At 41.0% G+C, this 21,814-nt stretch carries 19 protein-coding genes; 5 read left to right on the top strand and 14 right to left on the bottom strand.

The window, feature by feature from the left end:
* Positions 1 to 25 precede the first annotated feature (25 nt).
* The 4 genes from PAARA_RS18405 to PAARA_RS18420 form a co-directional block, all read right to left on the bottom strand.
* Positions 26 to 2,545: a TonB-dependent receptor plug domain-containing protein gene (locus PAARA_RS18405; RefSeq protein WP_062570450.1), complete on the bottom strand. Its 2,520-nt coding sequence runs from the start codon at positions 2,543 to 2,545 to the stop codon at positions 26 to 28.
* Between the two features lie 136 nt (positions 2,546 to 2,681).
* Positions 2,682 to 3,662 carry a GGDEF domain-containing protein gene (locus PAARA_RS18410; RefSeq protein WP_420806964.1) on the bottom strand — a complete coding sequence of 327 codons (981 nt, stop codon included), beginning with the start codon at positions 3,660 to 3,662 and terminating at the stop codon, positions 2,682 to 2,684.
* A gap of 155 nt (positions 3,663 to 3,817) precedes the next feature.
* On the bottom strand, positions 3,818 to 4,195 hold the full coding sequence (locus PAARA_RS18415) for a DP-EP family protein (protein WP_062570451.1): 378 nt from the start codon (positions 4,193 to 4,195) through the stop codon (positions 3,818 to 3,820).
* 14 nt (positions 4,196 to 4,209) lie between these two features.
* A complete protein-coding gene (locus PAARA_RS18420) occupies positions 4,210 to 7,461 on the bottom strand; it encodes an nSTAND1 domain-containing NTPase (protein ID WP_062570452.1) in 3,252 nt (1,083 codons plus the stop codon).
* Between the two features lie 225 nt (positions 7,462 to 7,686).
* Here PAARA_RS18420 and PAARA_RS18425 point away from each other — a divergent pair, with 225 nt between their 5' ends.
* Positions 7,687 to 8,115 carry a hypothetical protein gene (locus PAARA_RS18425; protein ID WP_062570453.1) on the top strand — a complete coding sequence of 143 codons (429 nt, stop codon included), beginning with the start codon at positions 7,687 to 7,689 and terminating at the stop codon, positions 8,113 to 8,115.
* Positions 8,112 to 8,303 carry a helix-turn-helix transcriptional regulator gene (locus tag PAARA_RS18430; RefSeq protein WP_062570454.1) on the top strand — a complete coding sequence of 64 codons (192 nt, stop codon included), beginning with the start codon at positions 8,112 to 8,114 and terminating at the stop codon, positions 8,301 to 8,303. The genes PAARA_RS18425 and PAARA_RS18430 overlap by 4 nt, the downstream gene beginning before the upstream one ends.
* A gap of 100 nt (positions 8,304 to 8,403) precedes the next feature.
* On the opposite strand, the gene PAARA_RS18435 is transcribed toward PAARA_RS18430, so the two are convergent.
* Entirely contained in the window at positions 8,404 to 9,594 is a 1,191-nt protein-coding gene (locus tag PAARA_RS18435; RefSeq protein WP_062570455.1) for an MFS transporter, read from the bottom strand.
* A gap of 243 nt (positions 9,595 to 9,837) precedes the next feature.
* Here PAARA_RS18435 and PAARA_RS18440 point away from each other — a divergent pair, with 243 nt between their 5' ends.
* Positions 9,838 to 10,689, top strand: coding sequence for a universal stress protein (locus tag PAARA_RS18440; protein WP_062570456.1), 852 nt, complete (start codon positions 9,838 to 9,840; stop codon positions 10,687 to 10,689).
* 105 nt (positions 10,690 to 10,794) lie between these two features.
* The gene (locus PAARA_RS18445; RefSeq protein WP_062570457.1) at positions 10,795 to 12,918 is read left to right on the top strand and encodes a TonB-dependent receptor; all 2,124 of its coding nucleotides are present in this window, start codon (positions 10,795 to 10,797) and stop codon (positions 12,916 to 12,918) included.
* Positions 12,919 to 13,007: 89 nt separating this feature from the next.
* Here the strand turns inward: PAARA_RS18445 and PAARA_RS18450 are convergent, their stop codons facing one another.
* Together PAARA_RS18450 and PAARA_RS18455 are read right to left on the bottom strand one after the other, a co-directional pair.
* Positions 13,008 to 13,865, bottom strand: coding sequence for an AraC family transcriptional regulator (locus PAARA_RS18450; protein WP_062570458.1), 858 nt, complete (start codon positions 13,863 to 13,865; stop codon positions 13,008 to 13,010).
* A 236-nt stretch (positions 13,866 to 14,101) separates the two neighbouring features.
* On the bottom strand, positions 14,102 to 14,248 hold the full coding sequence (locus PAARA_RS18455; RefSeq protein WP_083515370.1) for a DUF2986 domain-containing protein: 147 nt from the start codon (positions 14,246 to 14,248) through the stop codon (positions 14,102 to 14,104).
* Positions 14,249 to 14,405: 157 nt separating this feature from the next.
* Here PAARA_RS18455 and PAARA_RS18460 point away from each other — a divergent pair, with 157 nt between their 5' ends.
* On the top strand, positions 14,406 to 15,896 hold the full coding sequence (locus tag PAARA_RS18460) for a dipeptidase (RefSeq protein WP_062570460.1): 1,491 nt from the start codon (positions 14,406 to 14,408) through the stop codon (positions 15,894 to 15,896).
* A gap of 61 nt (positions 15,897 to 15,957) precedes the next feature.
* Here PAARA_RS18460 and PAARA_RS18465 read toward each other — a convergent pair whose 3' ends face one another.
* From PAARA_RS18465 to PAARA_RS18490, 7 genes are all read right to left on the bottom strand, one after another.
* On the bottom strand, positions 15,958 to 16,749 hold the full coding sequence (locus PAARA_RS18465; RefSeq protein ID WP_062570461.1) for a putative porin: 792 nt from the start codon (positions 16,747 to 16,749) through the stop codon (positions 15,958 to 15,960).
* A 244-nt stretch (positions 16,750 to 16,993) separates the two neighbouring features.
* A complete protein-coding gene (locus tag PAARA_RS18470) occupies positions 16,994 to 17,422 on the bottom strand; it encodes an OsmC family protein (RefSeq protein WP_062570462.1) in 429 nt (142 codons plus the stop codon).
* Positions 17,423 to 17,511: 89 nt separating this feature from the next.
* Entirely contained in the window at positions 17,512 to 17,664 is a 153-nt protein-coding gene (locus PAARA_RS20470; RefSeq protein WP_083515355.1) for a DUF2256 domain-containing protein, read from the bottom strand.
* Positions 17,654 to 19,150: a cryptochrome/deoxyribodipyrimidine photo-lyase family protein gene (locus PAARA_RS18475; RefSeq protein ID WP_062570463.1), complete on the bottom strand. Its 1,497-nt coding sequence runs from the start codon at positions 19,148 to 19,150 to the stop codon at positions 17,654 to 17,656. The genes PAARA_RS20470 and PAARA_RS18475 overlap by 11 nt, the downstream gene beginning before the upstream one ends.
* A gap of 124 nt (positions 19,151 to 19,274) precedes the next feature.
* Entirely contained in the window at positions 19,275 to 19,874 is a 600-nt protein-coding gene (locus PAARA_RS18480; RefSeq protein ID WP_062570464.1) for an FMN-dependent NADH-azoreductase, read from the bottom strand.
* A 182-nt stretch (positions 19,875 to 20,056) separates the two neighbouring features.
* Positions 20,057 to 20,443, bottom strand: coding sequence for a hypothetical protein (locus tag PAARA_RS18485; RefSeq protein WP_062570465.1), 387 nt, complete (start codon positions 20,441 to 20,443; stop codon positions 20,057 to 20,059).
* A 57-nt stretch (positions 20,444 to 20,500) separates the two neighbouring features.
* Positions 20,501 to 21,799, bottom strand: coding sequence for an MFS transporter (locus PAARA_RS18490; protein ID WP_062570466.1), 1,299 nt, complete (start codon positions 21,797 to 21,799; stop codon positions 20,501 to 20,503).
* Positions 21,800 to 21,814: the final 15 nt, after the last annotated feature.

A 21,814-nucleotide genomic window follows, 5' to 3' on the forward strand; every position in this document is an offset into this window, starting at 1 on the left:
TAGCCTAAGCCAGCACCGATTATTTTTAGAAGTTATAAGTGATGTTACCGTAGATGAAACGGCCATCTAAACTATAAGGTGTAAACGCACTATAAGTGAAAATTTGATTAAAGTCGCTGTAACCTATGTTGCTTACAGTATCTTGTGGGTACTGATCAAATAAGTTGTTTGCGCCAACAGCAAATTTCCATTGTGCAGATGGGCGGTATGCCACCTCTAAATCAGTGATCCATTTTGCATCAATGACTTCATCACCTTCTGGTGTGCTTGATGTATCCACCACTTCGCCGTAACGCGTGGCGCGAAGTGTTGTTTGGAAGTTTTCAACGTCCCATGTTGCAGACAAGTTCCACTTATTTGCTGGCGTGCCTTCTTCAAAGCGGGTAATTTCACGACGCGCAAAGTATTCGTAGCTATCACCAAGGGCTTCAAGCTCAGCAGGGTTTTCTTTAACATGAGTAACTTCGGTGTCATTAAAGTTAACAGCTGCACTTAAGCGTAAGTCACCGTAGTTTTCTAAACCTAATGAATAGGTTGCAACAATATCAACACCTTGCGTACGTGAATCAATGGCATTGGTGAAGTAGCGAACACGTTGAGTATTTTGCTCACCGGCCTCGGCTAAAATAGCCTCGACGGCAGGGCCACTTAAGTTCTCAGACAACACAATACGGTCATCAATGTCGATGCGATATGCATCAAGCGTTAAACTAAAGTTACCTTGCGTAAAGATAAAGCCCGCAGTCATGTTAACTGATTCTTCTGCATCAAGGTCACGAGCACCCAATGCGCGCGCCGCAGGTTCATCAACAGGGAACAAACCAACTTCACTTGGAATACCATTTTCAAATACCGTACTTACCGATTTGTAAGACGTTTGTGCAAGTGACGGCGCTCTAAATCCAGTACTAATTGCACCACGTAGAGACAATGATTCATTTACGCTGTAACGCGAAGCCAGTTTTGATGTAAAAGTACTACCAAAGTCACTGTAATCTTCAAAGCGGCCAGCAAGAACTACATTCCAGTCGCTTGTAAGGTAGGTATCAAACTCAGCAAATACAGCGACATTATGGCGGCTTTCATCAGTTGCACTGTCAGGTGAAAAGCCTGCTAAAACTTGTGCACCACCGGCAGCAACAGGGTTGCCTGCATCATCAAGTACCGTGATATAAGAAGCTGTTTCACCTGCTTTAATTTGGTAGTTTTCGTGGCGATACTCTGCACCAATGGTAACAAACACATCGTCAGGTAAGCCTAAATCAAGCGTGTTGCTGGCATCCATGTTAACTAGGTATTGCTCGTACACAAGCGCACCGTTATCAAACTCTGTTGGGCTATTTACGCCCATTGACGTGTTTAAACTGTTGCTAACACCTAAACCAAAGTCATTACGACCATAGTTGCTGCTTAGATCCCATGTCCACTCATTGGTTTCGCCGTTCAGGCCAATAGCAAATGAGTAGTCATCTACGTCGGTATCAATTTGTGGCAAGAAACCGTCAGGATATACTTCAGGTAAATTACGCGAGTCTTTCGCACGGCGGTAAAAACCAGCCGAATTGCCTTTACGGTTTGAGTAACTAGCAAATGAATAAAGCGATAATGTGTCGTTAAATTCATAACCTAGGTTATAGAATAGGGCGATATCTTCAATATCGGCTTTACCAAAACGGTGATTGTAGCGGTCAAAGTCGAACTCACGTGGGTCTAGGTTACCGTTTACATCGCGGCTATATTGTTCACGCTGGTCAATACCTGAGCGGTTAGTTGGCTCGTTATTACGCGATTCAATTGAAATATTAATAAAGCCATTATCTGCAAATGAGAAACCCGCATTAGCGCTTGCGGTGCGCGAAATACCATCGTTTAACTTGCGGTCAGCGCCTTTTGCAAAGCTTAAGTTGCCTTCGCTATCTGCGCTTGTGCCTAATAACTGTGGCGAGCCTGCCATTTGTGTGTCGTACTCACCATAGGTGTAGCTTACACTACCGCCTTCGTCGGCATCTTTTAGTACAATGTTAATTACCCCAGCAATGGCGTCAGAACCATATTGCGCGGCAGCGCCATCACGCAGTACTTCTACGCGTTTAATTGCTGAGGTAGGAATATTATTTAAATCAACCGCCGTTGAACCACGACCTACGGTACCACCTAAGTTTAATAGTGCACCCGCGTGGCGGCGTTTACCGTTGACTAATACCAGTGTGTGATCCGGTGCAAGGCCACGTAATACAGCAGGTTTTGCGTGGTCAGTGCCATCGGCAAGGGTCGCACTTGGGTAGTTAAAACTCGGTAACTGAGAGGCAAGTACTTGGCTAATTTCAAGCTGACCTGTGCTTGCTAAGTCGCGGCTTGTTAATAAATCAACCGGAACAGTACTTTCTGACAGGCTACGTAAACTACGGCGTGTGCCCGTCACTGAAATAACTTCAATATCTTTTGCTGTATTTTCAGCAGGTTGCTCAGCAGCGATTGCAGTCACTGATGCAGCAAGCGTACTTGCGATTGCAAGTTGCAAAGGTAATTTGTTGAATAATGCCATTTTTGATTCCCATCTGACTTATCTATTTTAGCGCAGTGTAAAACGCATAATGGGAACAAACAAATAACATAAAAGTATAGTATATGTGTAACTAACGCGACTTGTTAATTAGTTTTTTACGTTGTTAATTATGTGTTTACGCGCTAATACTGATCTTGTTGCGTCCCTCTGTTTTGGCACGGTACAACGCGGTATCGGCTGCGCAAATTAACGCCTCTGATGTACGGTATTGGTTATTAAATTCACACGCAATGCCTTGGCTTACACTTATTCTAAAATCACTGGGTAAACCTATATCTGTAAATGACATTGTATTGATTTTAATTTGAATATGTTTTGCAATTGCTGCGGCTGTGTCTTTTTGACACCTTGGTAATATAACGGCAAATTCTTCACCACCATAACGCGCTGCTAAACAGTCATGAGAGGGTAGTGACTCTGCAATTATACTCGCTACTTTTTGTAAGCACTTATCACCTTTAACATGACCGAATCGATCGTTAAATAGTTTAAAATAATCAATATCAATTAATATAGTGCTAATAGCTTGATTTGTTTGCACACTTTCTTGCCAATGTTTTTTTAATGACTCTTCTAATGTAAGGCGGTTTGCAAGACCTGTTAAGTGATCAGTTGTGGCTTGTTTTATTAAGCGGTTATATTGCTCTTTATGTGATGATAAATCATGTAAAACGCAAATAAATAAATTATCTGCAATAGCAATATTTTTAGGTAAGCTTGATATACATAAATCAGCATCAAGGGTTTTACTATCGGCGCGGTTTATTTTAACTTCGTTTGGCCCTAAACTAATTGGCGAGTCTTTATGGTCTAACCAACTGAGTAGGGTATACATGTATTTATCGCGGTCGGTATCGTGCAGGTAATGTAATAGATTTTGACCAATTAACGCCTCTTGGTTATCACCAAAAAGTTGCGCAGCCATCGGGTTGGCAAATTCAAACGTGCCTTGACCATTGATGATAAAAACACCCTCAGCCATATGTTGAAACATCTGTGCGATTAACGCGAGCTGATCTGAGTTTATAGAATCAGGTAACGCCCCCCCTGCGTGGTTTGTAATTTTGCTTGTTTGTTTATTTTTGTTGTTGGAAATAGACACTCTCGTTCCTTTTTGCCAATGCAAACGTTTTTGGTGTCTATAAAGTTACTTAAAAAAGTGCAAATAAACCTTCTGGTAACCTTCTGGTTTTAACTTGTTGTTTTTAAAGGCTCCAAAAGTGGAGCCTAAACTAATTTTCCGTATGGAATTTAAAGTTCTTTTTTATTTTCTACTTGTGGATCTTCGCTTTTGTATTCTTTTCCACCCAACGTCGCAGTGAATAGCATACAAACAGTACCATCGTTTTCATCATTATCTGAAATATGGATAGATTGGCCACCGTCAGAAAGTTTGTAATTGAAGTCTTTGACACAGTCACCTTTGAGATTGTTAAATGTGGCACCAGTAAATAAAAAGCCTTTAGTTAGCGTTTCTTCATTCAAGGTGTAAATACCAAGACTGTTTCTCTCTGTAACAGTGCCACCTCCTGATACTTGTTGACCATTTTGAAAATAAGTGAATACAGCATTTTCGTTGCTATCTAGTTCAATATTAACCGTGAAATTATAAACTTTGTTTTCGCTCATGTTATTTCCTTTATTTATAAAGTATAGTTGTTTATACCAATCATCTTGAAGCTTTCTATTTTATCTAAAACTTCAGTTTCTCTATTTAAGCAAGTGTATGCTTGTATTATTGGGTGTATTTTCTTTACGCTGTTTGTTATTTTTAATGTTTTATTGTTATCTTCTATAATTTCTTTACATATTAATTTTCTTTTGACTTCGTCTTTCTCTAACCTAGCTTTTATAATTTTTATTCTTGCTATCAATGTTTTAATATCTGAATTGATTGTGCCTTTTTTATACCTTTCTTTTATAGATTCAAATGTTTCTTCTAAAAGTTTTTTGGCCTTTCTCTCTTCTTTTAAGCCTATGTAGTATTTTATTAGGCTCATTTTCATACTTAATGTGGTTATGTCATAAATATTATACTCTGCGATGAAGTTTAAAACACTTTGCTCTTCTTTATCTTTAGGCGCATTACTTGATAATGCTAATTTGAATGCCAAAGAACGATAATAAGGCCACTGAAACTGCCTATTTTTAGGATCTTGTATTAAAACTTTATAGTTAGTATCGATTGCAAGTTGTACTTTGTAGAGCGCTTTTTCTTTATTAGGTAGGTAGCTTAGTAGATAGCTTTGTTGAATATATGTATAAGCGAGGTTGCTCAAAATACTTGCATCATTAGGAAAACTTTTAAGCATTCTTTCGAGTTCATCTGAAGCGTTACTATACATAGCTAATGCTTCGTTGAAATTACCTAAATGTTCTTCAATATTAGCCAACCAGCTAATTGTATCAGCTTTGTCTCGTAGTAGGTTTTTATCATTAGGCTTTAGCTCTAGTGCTCTGTTTTTAAGTTCAAGAGATTGGGTAAAACTTTGTTTAGCTTGTGTATAGTTAAATTGATTTAAATACAATGAGCCTAACGAGTTGTAAGAATAAGATAACTCCATAATTGAGTTAAAGTCATTGGGTGCTAACGTGTACATTTGCTCGCTGTATTCTTGATACCGTTTAAACCAAGGTTCGGTCGCATTGTAGTCGCTGTTGTCATAATGTAATTGCCCAAGCCAAAAAGCATTGGCACCTGCGAGCATTAGTAAATCAAGATTATTGGGTTGAATTTTTAGTAAAGACTCTAGTCGAACACGGGCATTTTCAAAGGCGGTGAAGGCTTCGTCGGTTTTGCCGCGCGAGTAGGCGACTTCGCCCATGGCCTCTAAGGTTTGAGCGTATTGAAAACGGTTATTAAACTGAGCTTGTTTATCGCTAAAGTCAAATAATGATGCTGCTTCTTCATCTTGATTGGAAAAATACTCAAGAGCTTTATTGCTAATACCATCCAGTAAATCCATGCGCTTAACGCTTCTGAGTTTGTCGGCAAATTCACCGACCATAAAACCCAGTAAACTCTCAGCTTCTTGGCGTTTTTGTTTTGCTACTTGCTCAGCGTGGTAGCTACGCACGCTCATAAATGTAGCAATAAAGGTTAAGCACACAAGTGTTGCTGCCGTGATTTGTAACACACGCTTTTTACGTTTTGCTTTTTTATTAGAGGCTTTTATTAAAGCAAGTTCATCGTTCGACAAGCTAAACATAGGGTTACTCACAAGGCTATGTGCTTCTTGTAAGGGTTTACCTTGCGCTAGTAGGAAGTCGGTGTGTTTGTGTTCAAGCAGCCATCGCTCGGTGGCAAGTTGCACACGGCTTTTTATCGCTAAGCTTTGTTGATGCACAGCTACCCAGTCGATAGCGCGCTGCCAATGACGCAACAGCGCTTCGTGGGCAAGGCTAAAACAGGCTTGTTCATTTTTAAGGTGCGATACAAACAAACGGCTGTCGACCATGGCTTGCACAAGCTTAGTCTGTGCGGGGTTTGTAAGCTCGCTCCAACGTGCAGCGCGGCTGGTGAGTGTTTCGCCGTCTGGGTTTAGCGTGATCAGCCTTGAAAGCACAACGGCAAGTTCTGCTTGTTGCTCATTGGGTAATTGGCAGAATACCTGCTCGGCTTTTTGGCCAATCGCTCCTTCAATGGTGCCTAGGGCTTGGTATTCTGAAAATAGCAGTTCGCTGTCTGGGCTGCGCTGCAAATACAGCTGCTGCAAGGTGTATTGCAGCATAGGCAGTGCATCAGGGTTATTGGCGGTGTCATTACACAGCTGCTCATCAAGGGGGGTGTGATGTTCTGGGTGTGTTTGCCAACTTAAACCCGCTGCAAGTGCAGGCAAGCGGATCATTTGCTTTAGCTCTGAGCGTGTGGGCGCTAATAAATCAAAATGTGCGCCATTGGCTTTACCTGCCATTAAACTTGGTTGACTCACCACTTGCGGGTAAAAGTCATTACGACAAGCGCTAAAAATGATTATACAGTCACTGGTTGCTAAGCATTCTATGAGTTTTAAAAACTGACTGCGTTCGTCATTTGTGAATAAAGGTGACGATAATAAGACTTCTAAGCGGTCAATAAATAAAAATAAGTAGGGTTTGGTGTGTTCATTATTAAGCTCAGCCAGTGCAGCTTTGCAGCGACTAATAATATGTTCTGGCTGTGAGGTTAATAACTCGCACAGTGTTTCAGCACTCATATCACTGAGCACTGGGGCATCGTTTATTTCTAAATCGAGCAGGGTAGAGGCTAAATCTAGCAATAAGCGGTCTTTATTTACATCGGCAAAGTCTAATTGGCAGTAACTATGAACACGTATGCCATCATAGCCACTGGTATTCATTAAGGCAGGTAATACACCCGCGTTTACAAGGGATGACTTTCCTGAACCACTCGAACCTAAAATTAAACAAAAGGCACGGCCAAATTGAATCTGTGCAGATACCCGCTGTAATAAGGTTTCTATTTGCTTGTTGCGACCAAAAAACACCCCTGCTTGATCAGGCGAAAAAGCACTTAACCCAACAAAAGGCGAGTCACCTTGCCAAGCTGTTTGGCTGGCTTTTTGCTCTTCATCAAGGGGGAAGTTTATATTGGCAATTACGCGGTAACCACGCTTACGAATGGTTTCGATGTACTGCGGGTTACTGGCTTTGTCGTCGAATGCTTTACGAAGCTGCGTAATTACCTTGTGTAGCGGGTTATCGCCAAGCGCTACATGTGGCCAGCAGTGGCTGATAATTTCTTCGCTGGTTAACAGTTCACCCTGTTTTTCGCACAACAGCAATAATACATCCATCGCTTTTGGTTCAAGATGTTTGACTTGTTCGCCACGTCGTATTGAATTTGTGCTTGGGGTAACTTGCCATTCGCCAACAAAAAACAGCGCCGTACTCATAGTTTATCTTCTTTTTATTATTATCGGATGGACAGATTCAGATTCTGTTCAGGTAATTCTAGATTAATACAATATTATGAGTTTAACAGCAAGTCTGTTGTCTTTTTTGAAACTAAAAAAATCTTTACATGTCGTGTTTATAAAACTTTTTGTAAAGTTTATTTGACTTTTTGTTTTTGTAGGTTAATCTTTAGTCAAGTTAACTTTACTTTTAAGGTGAGAATAATGAATCAAACAGGATTAACATTTAAACAGCGCAATAAACAAAATACTTTAAACCTTGCTAAGTGGACGGTAGCGTGGTTGCTAACGCTTGCTATTGCCTCGTTTGGGCCGCATTTTTTATGGCAAGATCAAACGGTGATAACTGTTGCCGCAATCGTTATAAATATACTTGTTGGCGTGATGATGATTTTAGCAAACAAGCGACAGCTTCAGGGCATGGATGAATTACAGCAACGGGTACAACTCAATGCCATGGGGATCACACTAGGTGCAAGCTTGGTATTTGGGTTAGCCTATTCGTTGTTACAATCGAGCGGATTAGTGCTTTTTAACGAAGATATCTCACATTTAGTTTTGTTTATGGGCGTGACCTATTTAGTGTGCATTTTAGTTATGAATAAGCAGTTAAATGACGAGGATGAAGCATGAAAAACCGCTTGAAAGTGCTGCGTGCTGAGCATAACTACACCCAAGCAAAATTAGCCGAATTACTCGATGTATCAAGGCAAACAGTGAATGCCATCGAAAAAGGTAAATTTGACCCAAGTTTGCCACTGGCATTTAAAGCCGCACGTTTGTTTAACTTAAGTATCGAAGAGATATTTCAGGATGAATAAAGGTGTTGCAAGCAGTAGGTGGCGTTTAACAGCGAATGTTAAAGCATTCTTGTTAAACGCCATTTCTCTGGACGATATAAAATCGCAGCTACATTTTTTGCTAACTTTCGACTCGTAGCTTTTTCATTTGTATCGCGCTTAATGACCACATTAAAAAGCCACCCAAAAAGAGCGCCGCAGATACATAGCCTGTTTGGCTTGGCAGTGCGCCTTCGGCAATGGCCATACCGCCAAGCCAAGGACCAATGGCATTGGCTGTATTAAACGCACATTGCACGAGTGCGCCTATCATTGCATGGCCTTGTGGTGATACATCCATTAACAGCGATTGGATCACAGTACCTAAACCAACGCTAAAGCCAATAAAGAAAATAACCGCATATAACAGCCAAATATTGTGGCTGGCGCTCACATAACTGGCTGCAAATACAACAGCACCAATTAGCGCTGCCCCAGTGGTTTTTAATGGCGAGCGGTCAGCGGCTTTACCCAGTATATAGTTCCCTAAAGTACAGCCAATTCCAAACATAATCATGGCAATAGAAATCGTGTAAGCTGGTGTGTGAGTCACCACTAAAATAGTGTCGGCTATGTAGGTGTAAACACAAAATACGCCACCAAAACCAATAATAATGATACCCAAAATCGTCCACACCAGCTTATTTTTAAGCACACTGAGTTCATCTAAAATCGACGTGGGTGTCGTATTTTTTACGTTGGGTACGTACTTAACAATGAGTGCCAAAGCCACTAAAGCGAGTAAGGCAGTACCTGCTAGGCAATAACGCCAACTAAAGTTTTGCCCAACGAGGGTAACCATAGGCACACCGACAATTGTTGCAATGGTTAAGCCCATAAATACTTTTGACATAAAGCTTGCGCGTTTGTCGGCAGGGGCAATGTCGGCGGCGAGTAAAATAGCCGCGGCAAAGTATGCACCATGTGGTAAACCGCTCAAAAAACGAAATAAAATCAGCTGTTCGAGTGAGTTGGCAAAAGCGCTTAAGCCATTGAATAAAAACATCATACTGACAAACATTAAGAGCGCATTACGTTTGCGCATATTTGCTGTGGTGATCATAAAAAGTGGTGCACCCACAACGACACCAATTGCATAGGCACTAATGGCATAACCGCTTTGTGCGGGCGTTGATGAAAATGTTTCGCTGATCAGGGGCAGCATTGGCATCATAGAAAATTCAGACAAGCCTAAAATAAACGTGCCCAAAGCCAGTACTATCAAAATGGTAAACGTGCTTACGTTGCCTTGATTATTGGCTACGGTAGTCATGGAGATCCTTTAAAAATTGATTTTGAAAACGCCAGCAACAGTAGGCTGTTCTGGTATGAGATGTGTGCCCATTGCTATTGTAATACAAATTAACGATACTGATATAGTATTTTTTGGAACGTTCTACATTTGTTTGTTATAAGAAATTAAGCTGAACTTCTTAAGTCTTTGCTGTTCAAAATAAATACATATAAAAAGCCGACTATACTTGGTTTTACTGGCTTGGTTTTGAAGGAGAGCATAATGAAAAAGATATTTGCTTGTATCGATGGTTCATGTATGACCAATGCAGTGACAGAAGCTGCTATTTGGATAGCCAAGCGTACTGATTACCCAGTTAACTTCTTACATGCTTTAGAGCCCCCTTTGCCACAAGGCCGTGATGATCTAACCGCGATTATTGGCTTAGGGTCGCAAACGTCCTTACTTAAGCAATTGACAAAACTGGAAGTTGAACGCAACAAAATGGCTTCTGAGCATGGCAAGCTGCTGCTTGAAGAAGCGGTAAAAAAAGCACAACATGCAGGAATGACTGCGGTTGAGCATCAGCAGTTTTCTATGAGTTTAGTGGACGCTTTACTTGATAATGAAGACGATGCAAGGGTGATGATTATTGGCCGTTCTGGCAAGGGCCACTATGATGACTTTAAAGTATTAGGCTCACATATCGAAACTTTAATTCGCCAAGTGCATACACCCGTTGCGATAGTGCCGCCACACTTCCATGAGCCAACTAATTTTATGCTTGCCTATGATGGTAGCGAACATACAGACAAAGCAATAACACAGATTATTAACGGGGGGATTTTAACAGGATTAGATTGCCATTTAGTGATGGTTGATAAACAAGACGGTCAATGCCAAGACAAGCTAGATACAGCCTCGGCAAGGCTGGTTGAGCATGGTTTTAATGTTAGAACCCGAATGCTTGATGGTGATGTATACGAGGCGTTATGGCGTTATAAAAGTGATCACGCCGTTGATTTAATGGTGATGGGGGCATTTGGTCACTCTAAATGGCGACAATTCTTTTTAGGCAGCACGACACTAAAAATGCTTGAAGATAGCCGTATTCCTTTGGTTGTGCTGCGCTAATATTTTGACCCCTGCGCACTGGGTGCGACAATATGTCGCGTGTTCAGACTAATTAATGAGTTTTATAATCCACTTATTAATTAACTATCTTATTTTTAAAGATTTATGAACACGCAACTCTTTCGTCCTGGTTTTTCATTTTCTAAAATTGTAGCTGCACTTAGCTGTGTTTTAAGTATTTCGGTTTTTGCTGACGATTCGATTGAAGTAATCGAAGTACAAGGTCATGCCCAAAATAATCATCAACTCGTTGGCTCTGCCGATTCATTGTTATCTGATTTAGGCGTTGATTTTTCAGCGGCAGGTGGGGTGTCTAACTTACCTGTTATGAATGGCATGATGGGCGATAGAGTTAAAGTACTCGTTGATGGTGCTGATGTCACTGCGGCGTGTGCTAATCAAATGAACCCGCCATTATCTTACGTGTCGGCGAATCAAATTTCGTCTTACAGCGTGGTTGCAGGTGTATCGCCGGTGAGCAGTGGTGGCGATAATATTGCTGGTGTTATTAGGGTAAACACGATTGCCCCCGAGTTTAGCGATACAGACTCACTTAATTGGCGTGCAGGTTATGTTACCGCTCAGTACAAAAGTGTTAACGACAGCCAAGCGTATGGCCTAGGTGCAAGCCTTACAAGTAAACAGTTTAGCCTGTCTTATCAAGGCAGCTTTGAAGATGCCAATAGCTATGATGATGGTCATGGTGACCGCGTACTCGATACTTTATATCGTGTGCAAAATCATGCCCTAACGGGTGCTGTTCGTGACAATAAACAGCAACTTGTCGTTAAATTAAGCCATCAAAGAATTCCCTACCAAGGCTTTCCCAATCAATACATGGATATGACCGATAACACCAGTTACGGATTAGTTGCTCAGTATCAGCGCGAACTTGCAGACAGTAATTTACATGTGCAAGTGAACTATCATGATGTGAAGCACGAAATGGGTTTTTTTAGTGCAGAAAAAACAGGCATGATGCCAATGAATACAGATGCTAAAGACTACAGTTATCAAATACATTGGCGCACTGACTTAACAAAGCAATCATCATTGATGCTAGGACAAGAGTATTATAATTATCGTATTGATGATTGGTGGCCTGCGGTTGCAGGGTCAGTGATGATGGGCCCGAACGAATACATTAATATCAATGAAGGAAAACGCGATCGTCTTGGGGCATTTGCTGAGTACCAAAATCAAGTCAACCAAGCTTGGTGGTTATCGGCAGGTGTGCGTGTTGAGCAAGTAACAACCAATACAGGTGATGTACAGGCTTATAACGAAGGCGGCATGGGTCATATGGGCTCGATGATGCATATGTCGAAAACCGATGCGCAAGCGGCGATGGAATTTAACCAATTAGACCGTAAACGTGACGACACCTTGGTTGATATGAGCCTCCTTGCGCGCTACCAATTAACTAACAACGATGAGCTGCAATTTGGCCTTGCACGCAAAAACCGTGCGCCCAATTTATATGAGCGTTATAGCTGGGGTGTTGGTACGATGGCAACCACCATGATCGGTTGGTTTGGTGATGGTAACGGCTATATTGGTAACCCAGATTTAGAGGCCGAAACGGCTCATACTTTGAGCGCTAGCTACACTAAGCTTGCTAAAGACGATAGTTGGCAAATAACAGCAAACATCTGGTACACGCAAGTAAGTGATTACATTGATGCTGAGGTAACTAAAAGCTTTAACCGCACCGACATGGCGCATACAGAACGCAATATTCTGACGTTTACGAATCTAGATGCCACACTTTATGGCGCTAAACTTGCTGGATTAGTTGAGCTTCATAATTCAAAGCAAGCAGGAAAGTGGCAATTAAAAGGCTCATTAACCAGTAGTCATGGCGAACGTGATGATAGTAATGAAGACTTATATCAAATCATGCCACTAAACACTAAGCTGAGTGTGGAGCACGAATACAAAGGTTGGCAAAACGCATTGAACTGGCAGTGGGTTGATAGTAAAACCAATGTTGATGAGCGTCGTTTAGAAAATAAAACCGACAGCCATCAGTTATTGGCTATCTCAAGTCAGAAAACATGGCAAAATTTAACCTTTAAGTTGGCAATTACTAACTTACTTGATGAATACTACCAACAGCCACTCGGTGGGGTGAGTATTGCTAATTACAAGCAAGATATGAGTAAGGGTTTTGAGCAGCTTGCAGGGCAAGGCCGCTCGTATAATGCCAGCATTAGTTATCGGTTTTAGGGAAGGGATTTTATATTTGTAGGCGTGAAATTTATTGCGCGTGTTGCGCGATGTAAAATCGCGCCTACAACTTGCTTACACGCCTCGTGTTACTTAATCGGCAAATAAATATCTGTTTGCAAGTCGCACTCATCAACTTCATGGATGAGGTTGAGGTAATGAAAGAAACACGGGAAATCACGAACCTCTTCACCACTTTGCACTAGCCACTCACGATACAAGTAGTAAACCGTATCGCTAATAGTATCGTGAGAACCATTGTGGCGCACTACTGCGCAGCGACCTGCTGGAATTTCACCATTTCGCACACCTTGCGAATTTTCTGTTATAGGACGTGTGATACTACCTGCAAAGTCAAAACGAAATGCATGATCTTCAGTCGTGGCAGGGTCGCTATACGGGATCCCATAAGTGCGACTGGTTTTAACGGGTGAAAAACCAGATTCTTTACGCCACTCAATAAATTTTGCGGCGGTATTCATAAGTGTATTTGCAGAACCTTGGTGAGTAAGTAACGCCACCGGCTGTGCTTTAAAATCAACAATGTTTACATTCATAGGGCAAACCTTTTTGTCAGGTAATGAAAATTCAAACTGTGTGTGCCAATTAGGCCAGTTTGGTTTGCTTCTGAACTCGCTAGGCGACTGCGTAAAAGTACGCTTAAAAGCACGGCTAAATGCTTCAGGGCTATCGAATTGTGCCTCTAGAGCGATGTCGATAATTTTTATTTGCTGCTCAAACGCGAGCCGAAATGAGGCGCGTTTTAAGCGAGCAAGTTGCGTATACTTTGTGATGCTTATACCTACACCAGCAACAAATAAACGATGAAAATGATATTTTGAGCAACACGCCACCTCACTTAATTTTTCCAGTGATAGGGGCTCATCGAGATGTTGGCTTATGTAATCACAGGCCAGCTCAATACGTTGTTGTTGCTTTGTTTTCATGGTTACTCGTTAATGCTTTTCAGAAGTGAGGCCAGTGTGCCATCACTTAAAAGTACCTACCTGATTGAAATTGCGCATTTTGTTTAACATTCACCAATTGTAAGCGTGAAATTTATTTCGCGCGAAGGTTTATGTTTTGCGTGGCTTTTAAAACGCGCCAAGCAAGCGTGACGCCTACGGATAATATGGGGAATTTCGCATATTGCGCGATGTAAAATCGCGCCGACGATAACTTTTTAACTTTCTTGTTCAGCTTCTTGCTGTGCTCGCTTTTCGCGCTCTGCTTTTGACACATAAGCAGGTTTGTTGCTTTTATGCAGTTTCTCATTGGCGCGTTTATCTTTTTGTTTAAGTTTAGTGAAGATCTTTTTTCTACGATTCATGGGGTCAACAAACAATAAAATGGGGTGAGTCGACATTGTACCTTGTAATTAATTTTAAGCCGACACTTTTTGCTTAAATAAGAGATTTCATGTCAGAGCTATAACCGTTACAATTAAAACGTACTCTCTAAAAACCTTTAAAACTCTGGAGCTTATCTTGAAACATTCATTACTTGCTGCACTTTTATTAAGTGCATTTTCTAGTCAGGCAGCTGTGTCTGAGCAAAGTGAAAAGCTGGCAAATTATGCGGTAGAACAGTATCAACAAGCGCAAATACATACCCTTGGAAATTTAGTCTCTTACCCTACGGTAAACAAAGAAGGCCTTGCAACACCAGATAACCCAGACTTTATTGGTTTTAAGTCGTTTTTAAAAATGAAAGCGGCGCAGTTTGGTTTTGACTATCAAGATTTAGGTTACACCGTCCTGATTGGTATGGGTGATCAAAACGACAAAGTAACGATTGTCACTCATGGAGATGTACAACCTGCAGATGCCAGTAAATGGCAGCAAAGTCCATTTAAAATGGACAAAACCTCAGAGCCTGGCAAGCTCATCGCCCGCGGTACCGAAGACGATAAAGGAGCGATTGCGACTGCGCTTCACGCGATGAAGGCGATTAAAGATAACGGTATTACTTTAAATAACCGTATTGAGCTTATGGTTTACCTTGCAGAAGAGTCTGACTGGGCACCATTACAAGAGTTTATGAAAACTTACCAGCAGCCAAAATATGCTGTAACCATTGATGCGTCATACCCAGTGGTTGTAGCTGAAAAAGGCTGGAGCTTAATTGCGCCGACTTTCTCAGCGACCTCAGCGCAAACAGGTTTATATGTGAGTGATTTAAAAGGGGGGGCCTTTGTTAGTCAAATCCCTGAAGATGCGAGTGTACTCGTACATAATGCAGACGCGGCAACAGTGGCTAAATTACACGACAATGTAGCGAAACTTAAAAACGTCAAAGTAGCGATTAAAGAGCAAACTGACGGTTTATTAGTGCAAGTTAAGGGTACCTCTGCACATTCCTCTGAGCCTGAGTCAGGTGAAAATGCCATTGCACACTTAGCTGAGGTATTTAAAGGGATTGATCTTGAGAATAACAGTGATGGTCAAGCAATTGAGTTTATTAACCAGTTGATTGGCCTTGATTTATATGGCGCACAATTTGGTGATATTGGTTACGAGCATGATTTTATGGGGCCAATGACAGTGTCGCCAACAGTGCTTACTCGCCAAGGTAATGATATTAAATTGTCTGTTAATATGCGTCGCCCCGTTGGTAAAGAAGAAGCTGTGCTCAAGCAGCAAATTAATGAAGCATTGAGTAAATGGCAGTCACGTAATGAGGTGACTTTAAAAGACACGGATATCGTGATTGGCACACCAATGTTGTTAGATGGCGCTCCGCATGCACAAGCACTCCTAGATATCTTCAAGCACTTTAGCGGTGACCAAGACGCAGGGTTTGTGTCAATCGGTGGCGGCACAAATGCAAAGCTATTTGATAATGCGGTTTCGTTTGGCCCATCAATGCCTGGTAAAAAATACACTGGCCACTCAGAGCATGAGTTTATCACCGAAGAGCAGCTTGCGCTTAACTTAAAAATGTATACAGCGATGATGATGCAGCTTGGTAATATGTAATCGCAATGTTTAAAACGTAAAACGCCACTTTTTTAAGTGGCGTTTTCATTTAGAGTTTTGACTAGAACTGAGCAACAAACCTAAGATTATAAAGCTCTCCAGAGCCTCTTTCAGTGTAATTAGCAGTTACATAGTATTGGTCGTTAAAAAAGTACTTACCTTGTAAAACTAACTCAGAATCATCTATACCTGCACCTATGGCATAGTGATTACCAAAATAGTAGCTTAACATGGCATTGCTTGCAGAGTCATAAACACTGTCTTGGTGACCGACATCAACAGTAATGTATTGACTGCCGCTTAAATGATTAAAGTATCTGGCAGAGATGTTCCAATAGTCGAGTTCATCATCTGTTTCAGCTGTAAAGCCTAGGTAATCTTTCTCATTGATTTGGTGGTTATACTGGGCTTTCAGACGCCAATAATCATCACCATACTCACGCTCATTTTTATTTACAGAGACTTTTAATGCATCGGCAAATAAGTAGCCTACACCTACTGTATAGTTATCCGCATCATCAATATCGTAAATTTCACCTGTAACAAACCAGTTTTTGTAATACCCCTCACCAAACATGCCAAGATAATCAGTGCTATCAGTATTAAAGTAATTTACTCGGATGTTTGAGTCTGTATCGAGGTAGCCATAATCATCGAGTACTCCAGAGTTTTGCTGCTCCTCAAAGTAGTAATGGCTTACTAATTGGTAGCCGTCAGAGTTATAATCGTCATGCTCGAGGTAAGTGTAATCAATACTGTTGAACCACTGCTTACCCACTTGTTGCTCTGTTGCTATTGAGCAGTTTGAATAGGCGAGTGTTGCAAGTGCAATGGGGGCTAGTTGTTTAAACATACATATCCTTGTTGTATTTTGATTTTCAGGTACTTTGATTTTCAGGTACTTTGACTTTCAGGTACATAGTACAACAAGTTGGTTAATGCATTGTAATAAAGTGTTAGAAGTATACGAATAGAGTTAATTTCGAAAGAGATATAAAAAAAACACAACAAATCGTAGTCGAGGTTTTATGAAGTGTTTTATTAACAAAAGCCACCTTGCTTAGAAGGTGGCTATTTCATTTTAGTTAAGCTTTATTTTAGTTAAGCTGAGTTGTTAGCGATATTTCTGCATTCATTAGTTTAGAAATAGGGCAACCTTGTTTGGTTTGCTGGCACAACTGGTTAAATTTTTCCTCTGAGATACCTTTAATTTTGGCACTAACATCAAGTGCAATGTGGCTTACTTCAAAGCCATCATCTACTTCGTCAAGGCTAACAGTTGCTTTGGTTGTAATATCATCAGCTACAAAATCAGCGTCGGTTAACGCCAGTGATAATGCCATGCTAAAGCAACTGCTATGTGCCGCAGCAATGAGTTCTTCGGGGTTGGTGCCAGGCTTGTCTTCAAAGCGAGTGTTGAAACCAAAAGGTTGGTTATCTAACGCGCCACTTTGTGTACTGATTTTACCCTTGCCTGATTTGATATCGCCAGACCAACTTGTGTGAGCCGTTTTTTTAATCGTCATCGTCATCTCCTTTGTAAATAATTTCGGCTAGTGTGAAATGATTTCAGAGTATTAGGCCGAAAAGTATGATTTGCTAAAGAAGTTGCAACTTAAACGCCAATTTTTCGCTTAGCTTCACGCTTGCAGCGCTCTGAACAATATTTTACATTTTCCCAATCTCGCTGCCATTTTTTACGCCATATAAAAGGCCGCTTACAGACAGGGCAAATTTTGCTCGGTAAATTAAGCTTTTTATGAGCCATGGCGTTGCCTTTTAAGACTTTTAACATGTTTTTGAAGCACAACTTTTGTACCCTGTTTCACATCATCGCGTTCTCTAAAAGACCATAATCGGTCCCGAGCTTGTTTTGCTGCTTGCTCTAAATCGACCATGGGCTCTGGGTAGTCTTCGCCGAGTTTAAAGTCATTAAAGAGGGCTTCCATCGGTGGTTGTAGCCATGGCTGATGAAGATCTTCTATGGGTAAGTCTTTAAGTTCAGGACACCAGGTTTTAATAAACATCCCCTCTGCGTCTTTGTCTTCAGATTGCTTTATTGGATTATATAAGCGAATGGTGTTGGTCCCTGTAACTGACGCCTGCATTTGGATTTGTGGGTAATGAATTCCAGGTTCAAAGTCTAAAAAATAACGCGATAGAATTAAACTGACAGGGTGCCAATGAATGTTCATATGATGGGTCATAAAACTCACTAACATGGCACGCATTCGAAAGTTTATATAGCCAGTTGCTGCCAAGCAGCGCATACATGCATCGATAATAGGGATACCAGTTTGACCTTGTTCAAAGCGTTTTAAGTGCTCTGTAATAAGTTCATCATCTCGATAAGGATAATGCAGGTAAGCAGGGTTTTGAGGTAAAAACTCCATACTGCACTGGCTTTCAAACTTTTGCATAAAGTGGCAATGCCAATGCAATCTTGATTCAAACGCATGTAATGAGCGACGCCAGCTTAGGGGCTGCTTTGCTAAATAGTACTTTAGGGTTTGATAAACTTGCCGAAGGCTTAGGTTTCCCCAAGCTAAATAGGGTGAAAGCCGAGAGCAAGTCTCTCTACTTTTTGATGGGCTTGAGATACCGCTTTGATAGCCCTTAGCACGCTGTTCAATAAAGCTTTGTAAACAGGCTCTGGCAGCATGAGGGCCGCCATATTGAAACTGTTTATCCTGCTCTGATAAGCACTCAGTGTATTTAGCAACTTGATAATTTTCAGGTAGAACGGCTTTAAAGTTATGCCAATCTGGCGTTACAAGCGGTTGATTCATCACGCTGTGCCAATGAGCTTGCCAATCAAATTGCTTTGGCCGCGCTCTTATAACAGCACCAAGCGGGGTTTCATGCCATGGAATAGATTTAGTGAAAAGCCAATTTTTTATTGCTTTATCACGCTCGAAGGTATTTTTAAGGCCGATTTCTTGGTGGCTAAGAACGGCTCTAATATCAAACTCTTTTTCTAGCGATTCAAACACAGAGAGCATATCTTGATTATAAATCGCAATTTCAGCATCTTGTTTTTTTAACTGTGCATTTAGGTCACAAAGCGATTGATAAACAAATCGCCAATGACGATGACTGTAATGAGGGTCATTTAGTAATAAAGGTTCGAAATTAAATAATAACAGACACGGAATAGATGAAGCAGCAGCTTCTGCCAGAGGCTGATGATCTGAAAGTCGCAAATCTCGTTTGAACCAAACAATATTGATTGCTTGTTTTACTGCGTTAAGCATTGCTATCTGTCTGTGTTAATTATGTATGCAGCAATACGAAGAGAGTAGAGGTTTAGATTACTTTATATCTGAGGTGTTTTATGTAAAAAGAAGCGGCCAGAATGACCGCTCTAATCGTTGCGTTTTATAACGCCGCAACGAATTTTTTAATATTCTCTTGTGCAGCTTCTAAGCTTTGTTCTGCGCCTGGCATTGCTAAGCCTTCTGCATAAATAAAGTCAACATCAGTCATACCAACAAAACCAAGCACATCTTTTAAGTATTTAGTTTGAGTGTCGATATCACTACCTTGGTACACACCACCGCGGGCAGCCAGTACCACAACTTTTTTGTTTTCAAGCAAACCTACTGCGCCTTGTTCAGTGTATTTAAACGTAATACCAGCACGTGCAATACGGTCAATCCATGTTTTAAACGTTGATGGAATACCAAAGTTATACATTGGCATACCGATAACGATAAGATCGTTGTCGTTAAGTTCGCCAATTAACTCGTCAGAGATTGCTGCAAGTGCTCTTTGCTCATCGCTGCGCTCGTTTACATCAGTCATCCATGCAGCCATTTCTGTTTGCGTAAGGTGATCAATAGCGTCGCTGCTTAAGTCGCGCACGGTGATCGCTACTTGGTCTTGTTCAGTCAGTTGACTTACAAATGTGTTTGTTAATTTAGTTGAGTTACCGTTTTCACCATTGAGTGAAGAATTTAAAACAAGTACTTTTTTCATCATTACACCTGCAAATTAGGAAGTTGTTCTCAGTATAAAAAAGTATAAAAAAAAATAATAATGCTATTAATCGAGCCGTTTGTTCGTTTTTAGCGAATGTTTTTCTGTGAGCGAAGGGATGATTATGAATGTTATGTTGAACAAGTAAATGCATAAAGAAAGGGCGACCTAAGTCGCCTTTTTTATTGATATGCTAATTCAGCATCAATATTACGCATCAAGTTTGTTACCCAGTTGATGTATTGACGGTGAATCTTCTTACCATCGTAATCTAGGTTGATAGAGTCTTTGTAATCAATAGAATATTCTTTTTCATTAAAGCTAATTTCAACTCGTAATTGGTGCTTTCGAATATCTAATGTGCCTAAAACCTTACCTTCTTGATTTGCACGACATGTCCATCCAAGCTTCATACATGCCTTGAGTATATCGTTCTCGATACTTTTAAGGTCATGGCTTTTATTGGCAACTGTAGGTACGGGGTTAGAGTCAAAGTTACGAATAGGTACACTCGTGCTACATGCGGACAAAGTCAGTAGTGTAAAAAGTGCAAATACTCTCTTTTTCATGGTAAGTCCTTTTTGGAATTAAATCAGTGTGATTATGCGCTTTTTTAATAATTTGGTCTAGGTATCTTTTAAAAACCAAGCACTTACTGCACCAGCAAATCCAAGCACACTATAAAATAAGATCAGCTCAGCGGTGCTTAAATAGCTATTTAGCAAGCCTACACTGCCCAATAGCAACAGTATTAGCCCTATCACAGTATTACTAACTGACACATAATCAGTACGTTTATTCCCTTCAGCCATATCAACTAAGTAGGTTTTTCGGCCGAGCCGAACGCCCTGATGGGCAACTGTGAGTAAAAAATAACACAGCGGTAGTAACCAAAACTCATTAAGTGTTGCGGGACTAAAATACGCAACTAAATACACGGCTAAACCGTTAAGTGTGACAAGTATCGCTGCGAAAACGAGCACTCGGCGACTCGATAAGTCGCTTAATCTCCCCCAAATTGGCGCTGAAACGAGACTAGCAAGGCCAGAAAGAGCCATAAACGTGGCTAGTAGTGAAAAATCAAAGGCTTGTTCACTGGCAAGTACAATATAAAAGGGGGCGCTTAAAGCTGAGCAAAGTAACAATGCACGGGTAATAATAAAGTGGGTAAATTGTTTATCTTGATAGAGAAGTTTTAACTTTTTTAGAGCATGCAATAAGCCGTTTTCAGCGCCTTCAGTTGCCCCTTTATATTCTTTTATTCGGCTGTAACTCAGTGCTGCAAAAAGCCACATGAGCGCAGCTAATATGAGAGCAACATAAACGCCATTGTCATAACCCAAATGCTGTAAATACCATAATCCAAGGCCAAAGGTGAGCGTTGCAAAGCCTGCAAAACTGGCTGCAAGACCACTAATGCTTCCACGTTGCTGTTTCGGAATAACCTTACCCAACACATCTTTTGCTGCAATTGAATTAAAACCGCGGGCAAGGCTAAAGATAATCAAAATACCTATAATCGCAAAGCCTGCACTCGTACCTTGTAAGGTGAGGGCACAAATAAGGATAGCGATAATACACACTGCTTGAATGATAGCCCCAACCACCCACACCCATTTTCTAACCGCAAGCTGGCGAATTAAGTGAGCAATAGCAAGCTGCGGTAGCATAGAACCCGACTCACGTATTGGCACAAGCCATGCTATAAAGCTACTAGGTACATTAATGCTTTGTAATAACCAAGGAAGCGTCACTTTAGGATTTAAAAGAGCATCGGCAAACTTGCTAAATAACTGGCTCACTAAAAGGGTGATAAAGTTACCTGGCACGACCTTGCAGGCCGCTTCATCTATGGCTTTACATGCGCGCGCATCTTCGGTGTTACTAAGGCGTTGGTAGATGTCTTCTTTACTGAGCTTTTTCATGTTTTATAGTTCAGG

The sequence above is a fragment of the Pseudoalteromonas arabiensis genome (assembly GCF_001550155.1).
GTDB lineage: Bacteria > Pseudomonadota > Gammaproteobacteria > Enterobacterales > Alteromonadaceae > Pseudoalteromonas > Pseudoalteromonas arabiensis.